The sequence below is a fragment of the Paeniroseomonas aquatica genome, from assembly GCF_030409335.1.
GTDB classification, from domain to species: Bacteria; Pseudomonadota; Alphaproteobacteria; order Acetobacterales; family Acetobacteraceae; genus Belnapia; species Belnapia aquatica.
On record NZ_JAUFPN010000303.1, the window covers coordinates 1 to 16,722 of the forward strand.

The following is a 16,722-nucleotide window of genomic DNA, read 5'->3' on the forward strand; positions in this document are numbered from 1 at the left end:
AAAGAACCGACGCAAGAAGGGCCCGGTGTCTGCGCTTACCGTTGGTCGCCTTGCAGGCTGCCATCAAGCGCGTCTTCACCGAAACCAACGGCCACCCACAGCTCTTCCAATGACCAAAGATCCAGAAAAAATCATCACCGATTTCAGGCGCGGGCACCAAACGTTAGATTCGCTTCACTAGCCGACCGCGCCGGAAAGTTTAGCCTGATCTGCTTTGGCCTCTTTCTCGGCCCGCTGCTTGCGCTCGCTATAGCGGTCAGTCAGGTGGCTGGACACGTCGCGTGTAAGCAGGGTGAACTTCACCAGTTCCTCCATCACGTCCACAACACGATCGTAAAGCGGGCCGGGTAGCATGCGGCCCGCTTCGTCGAACTGCTCATACGCTTTGGGCACAGAAGACTGATTGGGGATGGTGATCATCCGCATCCACCGGCCAAGCAGGCGCAGCGTGTTGACGCTGTTGAAGCTCTGGCTGCCGCCGGAAACTTGCATCACCGCCAGCGAACGCCCCTGCGTTGGCCGGACGCCGCGATTTTCCAGCGGCAGCCAGTCGATCTGGTTCTTTAAGATGCCGGTGATAGCGCCGTGCCGCTCCGGGCTGCACCATACGTGGCCTTCGGACCAGAGGGAGAACTCCCGAAGTTCCGCCACTTTGGGGTGGTCGGCGGATACACTGTCCACCACAGGAAGTTCTCGGGGGTCGTAGACGCGCGTCTCAGCACCGAGGCGGTGAAGGATGCGTTCGGCCTCAAGAGTCAGCAGGCGGCTGTAGGAGCGCTCCCGCAGCGAGCCGTAGAGCAGCAAGATGCGCGGCGGGTGCTTGCTGGCGTTGGGGATGCCGAGCCTAATCAGATCCGGAATCTGAAAGTGTTCGTCGGTAATGTTGGGCAGCGAGAGGTCGAGTTCGGAGGGCATCAGGGTTTCCCTGTCGTCAAGAACTGTTGGATGGCGTGAACGGTGTCACGGGCCGACCGAGTAATGCCTGCCAGGGTCGCGGAGGCGGCGCCGGTCCAGTCGCCGTAACCAAGCAGCCAGAGGCGCGGCTCTCGCGTGGAGTGGCCGTTTTCGACAGCCACGCGACCATCCGCCTCCACCACGCCAAGCGGCGCTAGATGATCAAGGCCCGGCCTAAAGCCCGTACACCAGATGACGGCATCTACAGGGCTGCGCGTTCCGTCCTGCCAGACCACGCCTTGGGGGTCGAAGCGAACGAAGGGGCGGACGGTGTAGAGGACCTCGCGGTCGCGCGCGTCCCGCACGGACGGCACCATGACGATGTCGCCCAGCCCATCTCTTGGCACATCCGGCGCGCGGCCTTCCATTTGGGCGCGCACGCGCTGGGTGGCACGCTCGAACAGCACGCGGCCGTCCACGTCGTCCGCCAAGAAGCGGGGCGGTTCCGGCGTGACCCAGGTTGTTTCGGCGACCTTGGATACCTCAGCCAAAATCTGCGCGCCGGAGTTGCCGCCGCCCACCACCAGCACACGTTGCCCCGCGAAACCGTCTGGGCGGCGGTAGGTGGAGGAGTGGATCTGCTTGCCGCGGAACAGTGCCCGGCTGGAACAGGGCGGGATGAAGGGCTGACTGGCGCCTCCTGTCGCGCTGATGACCGCCTTGGCCAGCCATGTGCCTCGGTTGGTCTGCACCGAAAGTCCGTCGGCCGAGCGCGCGACACCTGTGACACGGACCGGCCGTTGGATAGGCAAGCTGTACCGCTGCTCATATTGCGTGAGGTAGTCCACCACGTGGTCCCGGGACGGATAGCCGCCTGTCGAGGGCGGCATGGGCCAGCCCGGCAGCGAACTCATCTGAGCAGGCGAGAACAACCGTAGGGAGTCCCAAGCGTCAGGCCAGGCGCCCCCGGGACAATCACTGGCGTCCAGAATTTGGAAGCTAAGGCCCACCCGATTCAAGAAGTAGCCGGCGGCAAGGCCGGATTGCCCACCACCGATGACCACCACATCACGGACAAAATCGCCGCTCACGGCGTGCCTACCACCGGCAGCCAGAGCACCAGGGCCGCCAGCACCACCAGCAGGACTGGCGGTGTGATGACCAAGCCGACCTTCATATACTGCCCCCAGGTGATGGTGGTGCCCTTGCGCGCCAGCACATGCAGCCAGAGCAGGGTCGCCAGGCTGCCGATTGGGGTGAACTTGGGGCCGAGGTCGCAACCAATGACGTTGGCGTAGATCATGGCCTCTCGGATGGCGGGCGGGATGCCCTGCGCCTGCTCGATAGCCAGCGCCCCGACTAGCACGCCCGGCATGTTGTTCATCACCGAGGACAGCAGGGCTGCACCGAAGCCAGTGCCGATGGTGGCGATCCAGGGGCCATGCCCCGCCAGCCAAACCAGGGCCTGCGCCAAGTAATCCGTCAGCCCGGCGTTCCGCAGGCCATAAACGACAAGGTACATGCCTAGGGAGAAGATGACGATCTGCCAGGGCGCGCCTGCCAGCACTTTGCGTACGGGCACCACGCCACCGTGGCCACCTCGGTGCCAGCGCCCAGCCAGAAGCAGCAAAACCAAAGCCGCGGCGCCGGTCACGGCTGCCACTGGTACGCCAAGCGGCGCCAGGATGAAGTAGGCCAGTAGGAGCACAGCAAGAAGGGGAAAGGCCGCCCGGAAGACGAGGTGATCACGGATGGCCGTGTTGGGCCGCTCGAGTTCATCCATTCGGTAGCTGGCGGGCACATGACGTCCGTAGTAGGCCCAGAGCACGGCGAGCGTTGCTGCCAACGCCACCAGGTTTACCGGCACCATGACGGCGGCATAGCGGTCGAAGCTGATGCCGAAGAAGTTGGCAGAGACAATGTTGACGAGGTTCGAGATCACCAGCGGCAGGCTTGTGGTGTCGGCCACGAAGCCGCAAGCGACGATGAAGGCCAGCGTCGCGCCCGTGGAGAAGTCCAGCCGCAGCAGGATAGCCATGACGATCGGCGTCAGCAGCAGTGCCGCACCGTCATTGGCAAAGAATGCGGCAATGAGCGCGCCCAGCACCACGATGAGCGGAAACAGCCGCCTGCCATTGCCGCCGCCCCAGCGCGCTACGTGTAATGCGGCCCATTGGAAGAACCCGGCTTCGTCGAGCAGCAGCGAGATGATGATGAGCGCCACGAAGGTGAAGGTGGCGTCCCAGACAATGTTCCAGACAACCGGTACATCGGCCCAGCCAATGACGCCGGTCAGGAGCGCTAACGCGGCGCCTCCCATGGCTGACCAGCCTATCCCAAGGCCACGGGGTTGCCAGATGACCAGGACGAGGGTGAGGACAAAGATAGCCAGTGCCAGCATGGGGCGTGTTCTCACAGGTATGAGGGCGCAAAGCAGCGTCAGCCGTTGACACACGGCAGCGCAAAACGTCTTGGGATGATGGAGAAGAGTGGCGGAAGGGGCGGTCAGGCTACGCGGTGGCCCTCAGCATCGACGACCATCTCGCCATCCTCTTTGCTAAACGCGCCCTGCTGCGGCTGCGGCAGGATGTCGAGAACGGTCTCGGAGGGGCGGCAGAGCTTCACGCCAAGCTCAGTGATCACGAGGGGACGGTTGATGAGGATGGGGTGCTGCATCATGGCGTCCACCAACTGCTCATCCGTCAGCATCACATTGCCCAATTCCAGTTCGGCATAAGGCGTGCCCTTCTGACGCAACAGGTCGCGTGGCTTTAGTCCGGCGCGCTTCATCAACTGGAGCAGCAAGGTCCGTGACGGTGACGTCTTCAGGTACTCGACCACGTGTGGCTCGATGCCCGCGTTGCGGATCATCGCTAACGTGTTGCGCGACGTGCCGCAGGCGGGGTTGTGGTAAATCACGACATCGATGCTCATTGGACGGCATTCCCAGGCAACGGCGGGCAACAGGGGAGCAGGTCGGCGATGAGCGGCTCGCAGAGGTCCGCGCGTCCGTCGCAGCATTCCTTGATCAGGAACAGCATCATCTCGCGCAGGCAGTTCAGATCAGCCCGGTAGAGGATAGAGCGGCTGTGGCGCTCTGACCGCAGCAGCCCAGCGCGTGTAAGGACCGCCAGATGCGTCGACATGGTGTTCTGGGGCACATCGAGCCGCCGCGCGACCTCACCAGCTGGCAAGCCTTCCGGTTCGTGGCGTACCAGCAGGCGGAAGGTCTCCAGGCGAGTGCCCTGCGAGAGGGCGCCCAGACAGACCAAAGCCTCATGCAATTCCATATATCCAGAGTAAACGATATATGGGGAGAATCAAGCCGTCAGAGGAGCCTTCCTGTCGCTCGGGAGCATGAACGTCAGGAAGGCGCAGGCGGCGAGCATTGCCGCCGATCCCCAGAGGCAGCCTTCCAGTCCGGCGTACTGGGTTAGGAGGCCCGAGAGCAGAATGCCGCCCAGGCGGCCAGCGGCATTAGCGGCGTAGTAGAAGCCGACGTCCTCGGCTGCCTTCTCCGAGCCCGCATAGGCCAGAATGAGGTAGGAGTGCAGCGATGAGTTCACCGCGAATGCGAAGCCGAAAATGGCCAACCCGGCTACAACCACTAGATCCGGGCGGCCCACAGCGCCGGTCGCCAGCATCAAGCCGAGGGCGATGGGGATGATGGCTAACGCGACACCCCAGAGGCGCGCCTCCGGCACCTCGCGCGACAGCCCGTCCTGGCTGCGGCGGACCACCTGCGGCGCCAAAGCCTGCACGCCGCCGTAGCCGATCGTCCAGGCAGCCAGGAAAGTGGATACGCCGACGTAGTTCCAGCCCTGGCTATAGAGGAACACCGGCAGACCTACGACGAACCAGATGTCGCGCGAGCCAAACATGAAGACTCGAGCGGCTGCCAGCAGGTTGACGCCGCGGTTCTTGGCGAACAGTTCCTTGAAGCTCTTGGACGCCTTGGCTTTGCCGAGTTCGCGCGGCAGGGAGAGCAGCACTCCCACGAGCGCCATGGCCAGCAACGCCACCAGCAACCAGAGCGCCTGACGGAAGCCAACGGCCTGAAGCAGGAAGCCGCCCAAGAAGAAGCCGAAGCCCTTCATGGCATTCTTCGAGCCGGTGAACCAAGCGACCCAGCGGAACAACTGACCTGCGCCCTGCTGCGAAGACGCCTTAATGGCTGACTTCGAGGCCGTTTTGGTCAGGTCCTTGGCCACCCCGGAGATGCCTTGAGCGCAGACCACCCAGGCGACGGAGGCGGCGGCGCTCCAGGCCGGGTCGAGCGCCGACAGCATCACCAAGCCGCCAATCTGAAGCGTGAGGCCGATCGCTAGCATGCGGGGGATACCGAACTTCGCCGCCAGCCACCCGCCGCCAAGGTTGGCGAAGATGCCCGCCGCTTCGTAAAGCAGGAACAGGAAGGCCAGTGTGAAGGGCGTATAGCCAAGCTGATAGAAGTGCAAAAGCACCAGCATCCGCAACGCGCCATCGGTAAGCGTAAAGGCCCAGTAGGCGCCGGTCACGATGAGATAGTTGCGGACAACGGACATTAGATGCCCCGCTCCCTGACGATGTTAGCGAGGTCCACCATACGGCAGGCGTAACCCATCTCGTTATCGTACCACGCGTAAACCTTGAGCATTGTTCCGTTGGTTACCATGGTGCTGGCCGCATCAACGATGGCGCTTCGGGTGTCGTTGGCGTAGTCGACCGAGACCAGCGGCCGCGTCTCGTAGCCAAGGATCCCCGCCAGAGGTCCGGCTGCAGCTGAGCGGAACAACTCGTTGACTTCGGTTTCGGTAGTCTCTCGCTGCATCTCGAAAACAGCGTCTGTCAGGGACGCATTCAGCACCGGCGCCCGTACGGCGTGGCCGTTCAGGCGGCCCTGGAGGTCTGGATAGATGAGCGCGATGGCAGTGGCACTGCCGGTCGTCGTGGGCTGGAGGGACAGCATGGCGGAGCGGGCGCGCCGCAGGTCCTTATGCGGGGCATCCACCACTACGTTGGTGTTGGTCGGGTTATGGATGGTGGTGATCTGGCCGTGCCGGATCCCGATGGCCTCATGGACGACCTTAACCACCGGCGCCAAGCAATTGGTGGTGCAGGATGCGGCCGTCAGTAATCGGTGCTGCGCCGGGTCATAGCGGTCGTCATTAACCCCAACCACGATGTTCATGGCCGCTGCCGCCGGATCCTTCACCGGCGCGGCCACGATGACACGCTTCACGCCACGATCGAAGTAGCTCTGCAGCTGCTCCTGCTTCAGGAACTTACCAGTACACTCCAGAACAACATCGCAACCCAAGTCACCCCAAGGTACGTCTGCCGGAGCGGCCGATGCGCTGAAACCGATGCGCTGATTCCCGACGAAGATAGCCTCATCGCTTTCGCCAGCAATTTGCTCCCGCCAGCGGCCATGGATGCTATCGAACTCGAGAAGGTGGGCCGTCGCAGCGGCGCCGCCCTTGAGCTCGTTTACGTGGACGATGTCGAGGCGGTTCATACCGCGCGGGTCGCTCGCTTCCCGAAACACGCCACCTAGGGCGGCACGGAACGCCAGTCTGCCGATACGGCCCATGCCGTTGATGCCAACACGCATGTCAGTGTTCCTTGGCGACGGTGAGAGGAGCCTCGCTTAGGTGATCCAACCGGTGCCGAAGCGACATGCGGTCCAGAGCATCCATGTTGAGGCTAGTGAAGATGCCGAGGCGGCGGAACAAGCTAGCGTACAGCTCATTCAGCATCAGGACGCGCTCATGAGAACCCGGCGCGAACTGACCAGGTCCGGGGAGCGGCCAGGAGGCTGTGATGGCATGGCCACCAAAGTCGGGACAGTGCTGGCCCTGAAGTTCGTCGCAGAGCGTGATGACGAAGTCCATCCGAGGAGCCTCCGGCTTCTGGAACTCCCGATAGGACTTGCTGCGAATGCTGGAGACGTCGTGCCCGAGGTTCTTCAGCTTCTCGACGACCTCAGGCATTGGCTGGGGTGCCGGGTCTGATCCCGCCGAATAGGCGTGGAAGCGCTCGCCACCGAGCTTGTTCAAGATGGCCTCGGCCAGCAGCGAACGGGCGGAGTTGCGCGTGCATAGGAAGAGGACGTTGTAGGCAGGGATCATGGGACCGTTCTCCGGAGGGCTGGTGGGCCAAGCCTGCACCAGGTCGTTGCAAAGCTCGGGGCGTCCGCCGCAGCAGTCTTGCGACAAGAAGATGATTAGATGACGCAGGCGTTCGATCTGAGCGGTGTAGATCAAGCTACGGCCCTGCCGGGTCGAGCGGACCAGCCCGACCTGCTCTAGGGCACGCAAATGGAACGACAGCGTCGATGGGGCGATGCCGAGAGCCGTCCCAATCGTGCCTGCGGACAAGCCGGCTGGTCCCGCCTCCAGAAGTGTCCGGAGGAGGTCCAGGCGGGACCCTTGTCCTAAAGCGGCAAAGACGGATGCGGCGTCAGGTGCTTCCATGTTTCCATTTTACTCGAATGCTCGAGGGTTTTTCTGTGATATTCGGCTTAGGTGATAGCTTGCCGGACCCGTACACTGACCCATTCGCTGACAATCACTGTCGCCAGGATGAGTAAAAGGATGACGCTGACTTGGGGCCAGGCGAGGGTCGCTACCGATGCCTCTAGCTGAAGGCCAATGCCACCAGCGCCGACCAAGCCAAGCACTGTGGCCTCGCGGATGTTTATATCCCAGCGGAAGACGCCGATGCCTGCGATGGCGGGTGCTACCTGAGGCATGATTCCCCAGGCCAGCACCTGGGCGCGCGAGGCACCCGTTGCTTCGGTGGCCTCAACCTGGACAGGGTCAATTTCCTCTATGGCTTCGTAAAGCAGCTTGCCGATGAAGCCGACAGAGCGCAGCGCGATGGCCAAGGTGCCTGCCAACGGACCGGGGCCAATGATGACCACCAGGACCAGCGCCCAGATCAGGCTGTTGATGGAACGGCTGGCCACGATAACGAACAGGGCCAGCGGCCTGACGAGGAGGACGCTGGGCGTGGTGTTTCGTGCCGCCAGCACGGCCACAGGAATGCCAAGGATGACGGCCGCCAAGGTTCCCATGGTGGCCATGTTGACCGTGTCCCAGAGCGGTTTCCACAGCACGCTGGCGTAGCCCCAACGAGGTGGCACGGCGCGGGAGAGCAGGTCGGCGCCCTGCTGCGGAGCATCCCAGACGAAATCCCAGATCGTCACGTTCGAGATCTGCCGGAACGAGAGGACCGTCGCCAGCACGATAGCGAGCCAGGCGCCCCAGGCTAGCACGTCACCTTGTGGCGTCCGGCGGCGCCAAACGACGTTCTGCTTCAGGGCTTCGGTGTTGCCGCTCATTAAAGGGCTGCCCTGCGGATGACGCCGCTAACATACTCGCACACCATGACGATGAGGATGATGAGCAGCAGGATGGCGGCCGCGGTGTCGAACTCGTAGCGGTCCAACGACGTATTCAAGGTTGCCCCGATGCCGCCCGCACCGACGATGCCAAGCACGGCCGACTCCCGAAAATTGATGTCGACGCGGTACAGCGAGAGACCAAGAAGGCGTGGCTTGACCTGCGGCAGGATGCCCCAGGCCAGCCCTTGCAAGAACGAGCCGCCGGTCGCGCGCATGGCTTCGAGTTGGGCTGGATCAGTTGCCTCGATATCCTCGGCAAGGAGCTTGCCCACGAAACCAATAGTGGCGAAGGCGAGTGTCAAAGTGCCCGCCAGTGGACCAAAGCCGAACATGGCCACGAACAGGATGGCAATGAGTACCTCCTGGAAGGTGCGGCTCACCACTAGGACCGCCCGGCAGAGCAGGTAGACAGGACGTGGCGCCAGATTGCGTGCGGCACCCACAGCCACTGGCACTGACAGCGCCAAGCCAAGCACCGTGGAGACGACCGTCATCGTCACGCTCTCCAGCAGCCCTTCAGCGATGTCGTCCCACTTCGAAGTGAAATCAGGGGGTACGAAGGCTGCCAGAAAGCGCCCCCCACGCTGCCAGCCCTCAGCTGCCCGGGTCCAGTTGATCTCCATCGTCATCAAGGCAGCCAGGAGCCAAGCCAGGCAACCCAGCAGCAACATCCAACGCAAAGCAGGGCTACTGATGAGAGGCGGCGGGCGCCAGCCAGCGGCCTGTGCCGTATATGAATTGGCCGTAGGTTGGGAGGTGCTCATGCGAGTCCCGCGAGACGCTCGACCTCGGGTACGGCAGATCGATGCTCGTCCTCCGCGACCTTACCGCCATGGCCCAGCGTTGCCGTCCAATCCTCGTCGCCGTAGATGGCAGTTAGTGCGGCTGCGTCCAGGCTGTTCGGCGGACCGTCAAAGACAATGACGCCCGCGCGCAAGCCGACGATGCGCTGCGCGAACTGGCGCGCCAAAGCGACGTCGTGAATGTTGATAATGGCCGCCAGTCCGCGCTCGGTACAGAGCTCAAGGATGAGGCGCATGATCTGACGACTGGTCTTGGGGTCCAGGCTGGCGGTGGGCTCGTCGACCAGCAGGAGCTCCGGCCGCTGCATCAGAGCTCGCACAATGCCCACGCGCTGACGCTGGCCCCCGGAGAGCGCATCAGCCCGCTTGTTCGCCATGTCCGACAAGCCGACCCGGATAAGAAGCGTGAAGGCTTCCGCCACGTCAGTTGTCGGGAAGCGCCGGAACCAGGAGCGCCAGAAGCCAACATAACCAAGGCGGCCGGAAAGCGCGTTCTCCATCACTGTCAGCCGCTCGATAAGAGCGTATTCCTGAAAGATCATGCCCATGCGCCTACGCGCCCGGCGCAGGGAGGCGCTCCCAAGATCGGTTACCTCAGTTCCATCGAGGCGGACTGAGCCGGAAGTAGGTTGCACGAGCCGGTTGACGCAGCGGATCAGGGTGGACTTTCCAGCTCCCGAAGGTCCGATGAGGGCCACCACTTCACCGCGACCGATCCGGAGGTCAACGTCGCGAAGGGCAAGGTCGCCTGTGGGGTAACGCTTGTTCAGGCGAGCCACTTCCAGGACCGTCGAAGGCAAGGTTCCCAGCTCAATCATTCTCGTCACTTAGCGGCAGGTGTAGGAAACGTTGGTGGCTTGGTCGATCTGCCGAATTACGCTCCACTGCTCGCTGTAGGTGATGGGGATGAACTTCTCTTGCGGCGGCTCCGACTTGCCGAATTCTTCGAGCAGCGCGGAGCCCTCCCAGTTGTAGGAGAAGAAGGCCGCCCGGATCTTTTCGGCCAGTTCCGGCTTGATGTTGTGCGCGATGCCGTAGGCCGTGGTCGGGAAGCTGTCGCTCTTGTAGATGGTGCGGATACCAGTGCCGTTCACCGTGCCGCGGGCGATCATCCTGCGCATCACGCTGTTAGCGACGGCGGCCGCCTCGTAGTCCCGGTTAGCCACCCCGATTACGGAGTTGTCGTGGCGGCCCGAGAAGTTGGAGCGGTAATCAGTGCCCTCACGCAGGTTGAACTGACTCTGTAATAGGGCGACCGGCGCCTTGTAGCCGGAGTTCGAGGTCTGCTGCGAGAACGTCAAGGTACGGCCGCGCAGATCCTCGAGCTTCTGGATTGGGCTATCGGAGGGAACAATGACCTCCATCTCGTAGCCGAACTCGCCTGTTTTGGACGCCATCATTGCAAAAGGTACGAAGCCAGAGCAGTTGACTGCCAATGGCGTGGAGCCAGTGTTGAAGCCCGCGACGTGCAGACGTCCGGCGCGCATCGCTTCAATCTGCGCCGCGTTATTCTGCACAGCAAAAAACTGGACTCGCTTGCCCGTTTCCTTTGCCAAATGCGCTAGGAAGCCGTCCCAGACCTTGCGGTAGACAGCAGGGTCCTCGACCGGCGTGTAGGCAAAGATGAGCGTCGACGGATCAACCTGTTGCTTGGCATCCTGTGGCGTGTCGGCGACCATGTCCCCGCCCTGATCGCTATAGCGACTATCTAGGGACGTCGGCGCGGGTGCCTGCTGCGCGGCTACTGATGAAGCACCGAGCCCCACCACGCTCAGAAGCGTCGTGCGTCTGTTGAGCATTCTCATCTCCTATAGACGCCGACGTTCAGCCGTTCGGTTGGCGATTCATGACGATGCGCTCGCGGACCACGCTCTGAACTTCTCGCAGGCGATCGGCACTCAGTGGCACTAGCCCGCGCTGAGCCAGGTATCCACCGCTGCCCAAAGCACGGTCGGAGACATACTCGGTCAAGTAGTCTTTCAAAGCCGGGATTCGGTCCAAGTTTGGGCGCTTCACGTAGAGGAAGAGCGGCCGCGACAGTGGATACCGACCGGACGCAATGGTTGCCGGTGTGTCGTCGACCCCACCGATGGCGGAGCCTTCGATGCGGTCGCGGGCAGCGTCGAGGAAGCTGAAGCCGAAGATACCAAGCGTGCCATCTGGGTCAGTGGTGATGCGGCGGACAATGGCTTCGTCATCCTCGCCGGCATCGATCCAGTGGCCGTCCTCCCGCACGGTGGCGCAGACACGGTTTCGCTGGGATATGTCGCCAATGGCGGCCACTTCGGGGACGGAACGACAGCCTGCCATCATCGCCAGCTCGGTGAAGCTGTCGCGTGTGCCGGATGTTCGCGGCGGGCCAATGACCCGGATGGGCCAGTCCGGCAGGTCGGCCGACACCTGGCGCCAAGAGGTATAGGGATTGGGCACCAAGCGGCCGTTCTGTGGAACCTCCTTGGCGATGCCCAACCAGAGTTGGGATAGGGTAAAGCTCGGTGACGGCAATCCCTTCCGATGGGCGACGACGATGCCATCGAAGCCGATCGGCATCTCCATGATCTCGTTCACGCCGTTTCGCACGCATAGCAAAAACTCACCCGCCGTCATCCGGCGGGAGGCGTTCTGAACATCTGGGTGCTCCAGGCTTGGTCCCCGACAAAATTGGGCAAAGCCATGCACCGTACCGGTACTCGCAACCTTGACCCGCTGGTCGCCAGCGGTCTCCACCAGCCTTTCAGCGACCGCGCTGCTGAAGGGAAAGACGGTGGAGCTGCCGGTGACGAGCACTGCCCCCCTTGGCTGGGCCGCGGCAGGCAGTGGAACCCACGTCATCGTGGCGAGCAGCGCTGCAGCTAGTAGTGGCTTGAAGAACACCGGCCGCACCCGCGGCCTGCCTTGGCGAATTTTAGCAATGAGGTTGGAGGCTCGTCTCGAGGCGGAATTGGGCATCGCTTCTCAACCTTGTTGTGGCCAGGCGCCTAGGCTTCCCAGCGACGTTTCAAAGATTCCAGAAGCGTCGTAGCGCACTGACCGGAGAAAGTGTGTTTCCGAATTATGAAACCTCGCCGTCCCGCACCGGCACTGCCTCATGACCGACAAGGCTACAAAGCCTGAGCACGGCGGTCGCAACCGCAAAGGCAGCGGATGGAGACATGACTGACTGTTCGAACCCTGATGGCAACAAGGTTTGGGGCTGGGCCGTGCAAGCGGCACCACATTTGGAATCACATACGGATTCTCAAACAGTCAGTCAGATGCAACCTAAACGGCGCATCTCTAGTTATATAAAAGCTCGACGGATCTGCTGCGACATTGCATCAATAAGACTAACGCCCACAACAATAATAATCATTATTGCGCAAGTCTGCTGGAACTCAAATGCTCGGATTATTTCCCACAAGATCTGTCCTATACCGCCTGCTCCTACCAGACCAATGACCGAAGCAGATCGCACGTTACTCTCAAAACGATACAGAGAAAAACTAGCCCAAAGCGGCATCACCTGCGGGATCACACCGTATACGATCTCTTCAATATGACGAGCACCAGTGGCCCTGATGCCCTCGACCGGGCTTGCATCAATCGCTTCGACGGCCTCTGCAAATAGCTTTGCCAGGATGCCGGTTGTATGGACCCAGAGCGCGAGCACACCGGCAAAAGGGCCGAGGCCTACAGCCACGACGAACAACATGGCGAATACCAGCTCGTTGATTGAGCGGCAGACATCCATGAGGCGCCTAGTCGGTTGCGTGATCCACCATGGGGCAATGTTTCCGGCGCACAGAAGGCCTAATGGAACAGCGCATACGATTGCCAGTCCAGTGCCCCACACAGCTATTTGGACGGTCAGCAGCATGCCTGAGACATACGAGCGCCACTCGTTAAAATCCGGCGGGAAAAAGTCGTGAGCCAGAGTGACGATGTTACCAGAATATTTGGCGAGCTCGAGAGGTCTTATATCCGCACCGTGCCACGACCAGGCGAACACCGCCGCCACTGCAAGCCAACTGAGCAGCCGAGCAAGGCTTGGCATATACGAGAGCGGCTTATCAGGCGATGTGGCACGTAACAGCATCAGTTCGACACCGCTTTGGCGTCTTCCATCTGCTGATCCAAAGCCTTGAGACGATCGTCGATCTCTTGCAGCCGCTTTGCCTTATCATCAGCCGAGAGATTTGGATTGTTTTCGGCTGCAAGGCGGTCCCGGTATTGTTGAACTTGCCGAATGGGAAGAAGCTGCGTGTTGGACGACGCTCTAAATGCCCCCCACCCTCCTAGATCAAACAAAACCTTCCGCTCACGCGCGGTATCTGCCCCTTCACGCTCCGTGCCATATTCCAGAAAAAAAGCACGGATCTTTTGCTTCAGATCCGGGGGTAGGTCCTTGCGCCATACCATGGGGTCCCCAGGGATCAATGGGCTTCGCCAAACCTCACGAACTAAAGCGGCACGGGCCGGTTGCGTACGGCGGAATGCTTCAAGATCCTCATTATTGTTGGTTGCTACATCCACCTGCCGATTTGCTACTGCTAGTAAGTTCGTACCGTGATTCGCAGTGACAATGTTTTTGAACAATTTGCGGACGTCGACGTTGTTGCGGGCCCAAGCATAGTATCCTGGAATCAGAAAACCTGACGCGCTATTCGGATCACCATTGCCAAGATTATACGTGCCGGGCGTCGAAGTTATAATATCATTCAGAGATGTAATCGAGCTATCACGGTGGACGATAATTATGGAATAATAGCCAAGCTCGCCGTTAGCGTAGGTTTTTTGTACAAATACCTCGCCCTCGGCGCGATCCACCGCAGGAATAGCGGAGGCGTTGCCGTGCCAAGCGATTTGGATTTTGTTGAACCGCATTGCTTCAACCACCCCGGCATAATCGGAGGGGTAGAAGCCGTTCACCTTAATGCCTACAGCTTTCTCCATATCTTGGAGAAACGGCTCCCATTTTGTTCGGAGGCTCTGGCTGCCTTCGATGGCAATAATTCCGAAGTTCAGGTCCGTAACTGCCGCCTGCACTGTTCTGATAAGGGGGGCGGTTGCAAGCAACCCGGCAGGGGTCGCGCGGCGGGAAATCACAGGCATGAAAAATCTCCAGCTGATTATGCGCGGGCGTAGGCAGGCAGCGGCGCCTCAGTGACGGCTGGCTCTAGCTCGGGCGACGGCAGTTCGCTGCCATACACTTCCGAAAGAACTCCTGTGGTGAGTTCACTAGGCGCACCGTCGAACACCACGCGGCCATGTCGCAGGGCAACGATTCGTCGGCAGAATTGCATTGCAACATCGACTTGGTGCAATGACACCAGCACGGTAATGCCATCCTGACGATTTAGATCGGCCAGCGTCTGCATGACCCGGCGAGAACTTTCCGGATCCAGGGACGCAATTGGCTCGTCGGCCAGGATCACCTGAGCGCCTTGCACCAAAGCCCGAGCAATGGCCGCGCGCTGCTGTTGTCCGCCTGAAAGAGTGGAGGCCCGCTGCTGCGAAAGCTCCTCAATGCCCACCCGCTTCAGTGCTTGATGTGCCCGCTCTTGCTCGCATTCTGGAAACCATCCCGGAAGGGTGCGCCAGAGAGGTAACCTCGACAGCGCACCGGCTAGAACGTTAGTCAGAACGGGAAGGCGGCCGACCAAATTGAACTGTTGGAAAACAAAGCCAATGCCCGCCCGGATCTGCCGGACATCGCGCGCAATGTGACCCCGCTGCTGGACACAGCGCCCGTTGACGACGATGCGGTTCGTGCCACCGCGGTCCGCGCGGGCAAGTCCTGACAAATGGCGTAGCAGCGTCGATTTGCCGGACCCTGACGCGCCAATAATGGCTACCATCTCGCCAGGCATAACGGTAAGCGATGCGATATCTAGTACCCGCCGATTGCCTTGGAATGTCTTTTCAAGAGCTTCAATGACGATGGCAGGGTGCATGTTGCGGCCTCATACGCGGCGGGACGCCAAGGCTGGCGTCTTCCAACGTTTGAGGGTGGCTGTGTGTGTTCATTTAATGACAAGCGTTAACTGCTTGGTAATCGCTTGCAGCGTGAGGGAGCCATAGCGAGCTTCCCTCACGCTTTGTGTAGCAGAAGCCGGTTGAGACGCTGGCGTCTTCTGATGGACGGCTAGGCTAACGAGAGGCTGTCTCAGCCAGCAGGTCGGTATTCCTGGGTTTTCCAAGACAGATGGCGCACGGCGGCGGGTGCGTCGCTTATCTTCCGGATGTCGCCCCAGGTTTGCTTGTAGTTCGGAATGATGAGCTCGTTGGTCGCCTTGCTGACCACGTTGCCCTGCACCCCGGTGGGGTAGCCGAACAGCATGAAAGTCTCGTTCCGCCGAACCTGCACCTCAGGCCAAGCGACAGCCTGGGTAGCACCATTGCCGTTGAACACCTCGACCAGGTCTCCTGGGCTGAGCCGCAGCTCCTGCATGTCGGCCGGGTTCATCTCGATGTACGGGTAGGGGAAGCGGTCCCGGACGAAGTCGTTGTGCTGGTCCAGGTAAGCGGACTGCCAAACGTGGTTGGCGCGGCCGTTGTTGATCAGGAAGCGGTGTTTGTCCTTCTCGGCCTGCTTACCCTCGGCCTGGAGGCCGCGCCACTCGGCGACGGCGAAAGTCGCTCGGCCATCCGGCCGGTTGAACTTGCCGTCCGCGTAGAGCCGCTTGGTGCCGATGATGGATTGGGTGCCGTCGGACGGTGGAGCGGCCGCTGCCGAAGGACCGGTGCCCGGTCCCGCTTGCTGCACTGGTTCCTTGCCCCGGGCGCCCTCGATTGCTGGGCCCTGGACGATCATCCCCGGGGTGGCCCCTGTGGTGGTCCCAGCGGTGACCGGGCCGGTGCCCTCAAGGCCTGTGGCGGGCTCCTGGAAGCCGTTGGTCCCCATTGCCCGCAGCCGGGCGTAGGTAACGAACTCCCCGCCCTTCTCGTGTTTGCGGTAGCCGTCGTTGAACGCATCCTCCTCGGTCTGCCAATCGTAGCCGCGGAAGCGGTCGGCGATCTCGGCCTTGCCAGCCGTGCGCCAGGTTCGCTCCAGCGCCTGCGCCAAACGGGCCGCGATCAGGCAGTCCGGCATCGACCGACCGGGCGGGTCCATGTACCGCTCGGTTAGTCGCATGCGGCGCTCGCCGTTCATGGAGGTCAGGTTCATCTCGCCGGACGTTGCGGCTGGCAGGACCACATGGGCGCAGGAGCCGATCTGTGTCGGCACGATGTCCACATTTACCGTGAACAGCCCGCCAGCGCGGATCGCCTTCATGATGGCCTCGACCTGGGCCGGGCGGTCACCGGCTGGAACGCTGTCCATGGCCTCTTTCACCATGTTGGTGCGGCGCTGGTAGGTCCGCTTGAACTCGCCCGCGTTGAGCGTGGTCTTGAAGTGGTCGCAGCCCCAGACGTGGTGGATGCCGCCCTTGCCCTGGATGAGCAGCTGGTCGACGTAGGCGGCGGGTCTGCCGACATGGGCGTCGGACGGTCGGGCGTAGCCCTCCTGGTGGCCGCCGAGCCGCACGCAGCCGCCACCCGGACGGCCGATGTTGCCGGTGGCCAGCGCCACGTTCACCATGGCCTGGTTGGTTCGGAAGTTGTCGTTGCCCCAGATGAGTAAGCGTCGCGGCGTTGGCACATTGCGGCGCGGGCCGG

At 61.7% G+C, this 16,722-nt stretch carries 17 protein-coding genes; all 17 read right to left on the reverse strand.

The genetic code is table 11. The features are described 5' to 3' along the window. Positions 1-177: 177 nt before the first annotated feature. Entirely contained in the window at positions 178-915 is a 738-nt protein-coding gene (gene arsH, locus QWZ14_RS30500) for an arsenical resistance protein ArsH (protein ID WP_290320843.1), read from the reverse strand. Beyond that, positions 915-1,985 (reverse strand): ArsO family NAD(P)H-dependent flavin-containing monooxygenase, encoded by a 1,071-nt coding sequence (locus QWZ14_RS30505; RefSeq protein WP_290320845.1) that lies wholly within the window; start codon positions 1,983-1,985, stop codon positions 915-917. The genes arsH and QWZ14_RS30505 overlap by 1 nt, the downstream gene beginning before the upstream one ends. Continuing rightward, a complete protein-coding gene (locus QWZ14_RS30510) occupies positions 1,982-3,295 on the reverse strand; it encodes an arsenic transporter (RefSeq protein ID WP_290320846.1) in 1,314 nt (437 codons plus the stop codon). Before QWZ14_RS30510 ends, QWZ14_RS30505 begins: the two co-directional genes overlap by 4 nt. Positions 3,296-3,399: 104 nt before the next feature. Beyond that, on the reverse strand, positions 3,400-3,822 hold the full coding sequence (gene arsC, locus QWZ14_RS30515) for an arsenate reductase (glutaredoxin) (protein WP_456307280.1): 423 nt from the start codon (positions 3,820-3,822) through the stop codon (positions 3,400-3,402). A gap of 2 nt (positions 3,823-3,824) precedes the next feature. Next, positions 3,825-4,184: an ArsR/SmtB family transcription factor gene (locus QWZ14_RS30520; protein ID WP_290320848.1), complete on the reverse strand. Its 360-nt coding sequence runs from the start codon at positions 4,182-4,184 to the stop codon at positions 3,825-3,827. A gap of 30 nt (positions 4,185-4,214) precedes the next feature. After that, a complete protein-coding gene (gene arsJ, locus QWZ14_RS30525; protein ID WP_290320850.1) occupies positions 4,215-5,438 on the reverse strand; it encodes an organoarsenical effux MFS transporter ArsJ in 1,224 nt (407 codons plus the stop codon). Next, the gene (locus tag QWZ14_RS30530) at positions 5,438-6,487 is read right to left on the reverse strand and encodes an ArsJ-associated glyceraldehyde-3-phosphate dehydrogenase (RefSeq protein ID WP_290320852.1); all 1,050 of its coding nucleotides are present in this window, start codon (positions 6,485-6,487) and stop codon (positions 5,438-5,440) included. Before QWZ14_RS30530 ends, arsJ begins: the two co-directional genes overlap by 1 nt. A 1-nt stretch (position 6,488) precedes the next feature. Next, a complete protein-coding gene (locus tag QWZ14_RS30535) occupies positions 6,489-7,349 on the reverse strand; it encodes a metalloregulator ArsR/SmtB family transcription factor (RefSeq protein ID WP_290320853.1) in 861 nt (286 codons plus the stop codon). A gap of 47 nt (positions 7,350-7,396) precedes the next feature. Next, entirely contained in the window at positions 7,397-8,218 is an 822-nt protein-coding gene (gene phnE / locus QWZ14_RS30540; protein ID WP_290320854.1) for a phosphonate ABC transporter, permease protein PhnE, read from the reverse strand. After that, on the reverse strand, positions 8,218-9,045 hold the full coding sequence (phnE, locus tag QWZ14_RS30545) for a phosphonate ABC transporter, permease protein PhnE (protein ID WP_290320855.1): 828 nt from the start codon (positions 9,043-9,045) through the stop codon (positions 8,218-8,220). Before phnE (QWZ14_RS30545) ends, phnE (QWZ14_RS30540) begins: the two co-directional genes overlap by 1 nt. Beyond that, positions 9,042-9,902: a phosphonate ABC transporter ATP-binding protein gene (gene phnC / locus QWZ14_RS30550; protein ID WP_290320856.1), complete on the reverse strand. Its 861-nt coding sequence runs from the start codon at positions 9,900-9,902 to the stop codon at positions 9,042-9,044. The genes phnE (QWZ14_RS30545) and phnC (QWZ14_RS30550) overlap by 4 nt, the downstream gene beginning before the upstream one ends. 9 nt (positions 9,903-9,911) lie before the next feature. Next, entirely contained in the window at positions 9,912-10,883 is a 972-nt protein-coding gene (gene phnD / locus QWZ14_RS30555) for a phosphate/phosphite/phosphonate ABC transporter substrate-binding protein (RefSeq protein ID WP_290320857.1), read from the reverse strand. A gap of 25 nt (positions 10,884-10,908) precedes the next feature. After that, positions 10,909-12,033, reverse strand: a complete 1,125-nt coding sequence (locus QWZ14_RS30560; RefSeq protein ID WP_290320858.1) for a substrate-binding domain-containing protein — start codon at positions 12,031-12,033, stop codon at positions 10,909-10,911. Positions 12,034-12,364: 331 nt separating this feature from the next. Continuing rightward, positions 12,365-13,159 (reverse strand): phosphonate ABC transporter, permease protein PhnE, encoded by a 795-nt coding sequence (gene phnE / locus QWZ14_RS30565; protein ID WP_290320859.1) that lies wholly within the window; start codon positions 13,157-13,159, stop codon positions 12,365-12,367. Next, positions 13,159-14,175 (reverse strand): phosphonate ABC transporter substrate-binding protein, encoded by a 1,017-nt coding sequence (gene phnD, locus QWZ14_RS30570; protein WP_290320860.1) that lies wholly within the window; start codon positions 14,173-14,175, stop codon positions 13,159-13,161. Before phnD (QWZ14_RS30570) ends, phnE (QWZ14_RS30565) begins: the two co-directional genes overlap by 1 nt. Before the next feature lie 17 nt (positions 14,176-14,192). Further along, positions 14,193-15,017 carry a phosphonate ABC transporter ATP-binding protein gene (phnC, locus tag QWZ14_RS30575; protein WP_290320861.1) on the reverse strand — a complete coding sequence of 275 codons (825 nt, stop codon included), beginning with the start codon at positions 15,015-15,017 and terminating at the stop codon, positions 14,193-14,195. Between the two features lie 212 nt (positions 15,018-15,229). Further along, the coding region (locus QWZ14_RS30580) for an arsenate reductase (azurin) large subunit (RefSeq protein ID WP_290320862.1) at positions 15,230-16,722 on the reverse strand (1,493 nt) is incomplete at its 5' end.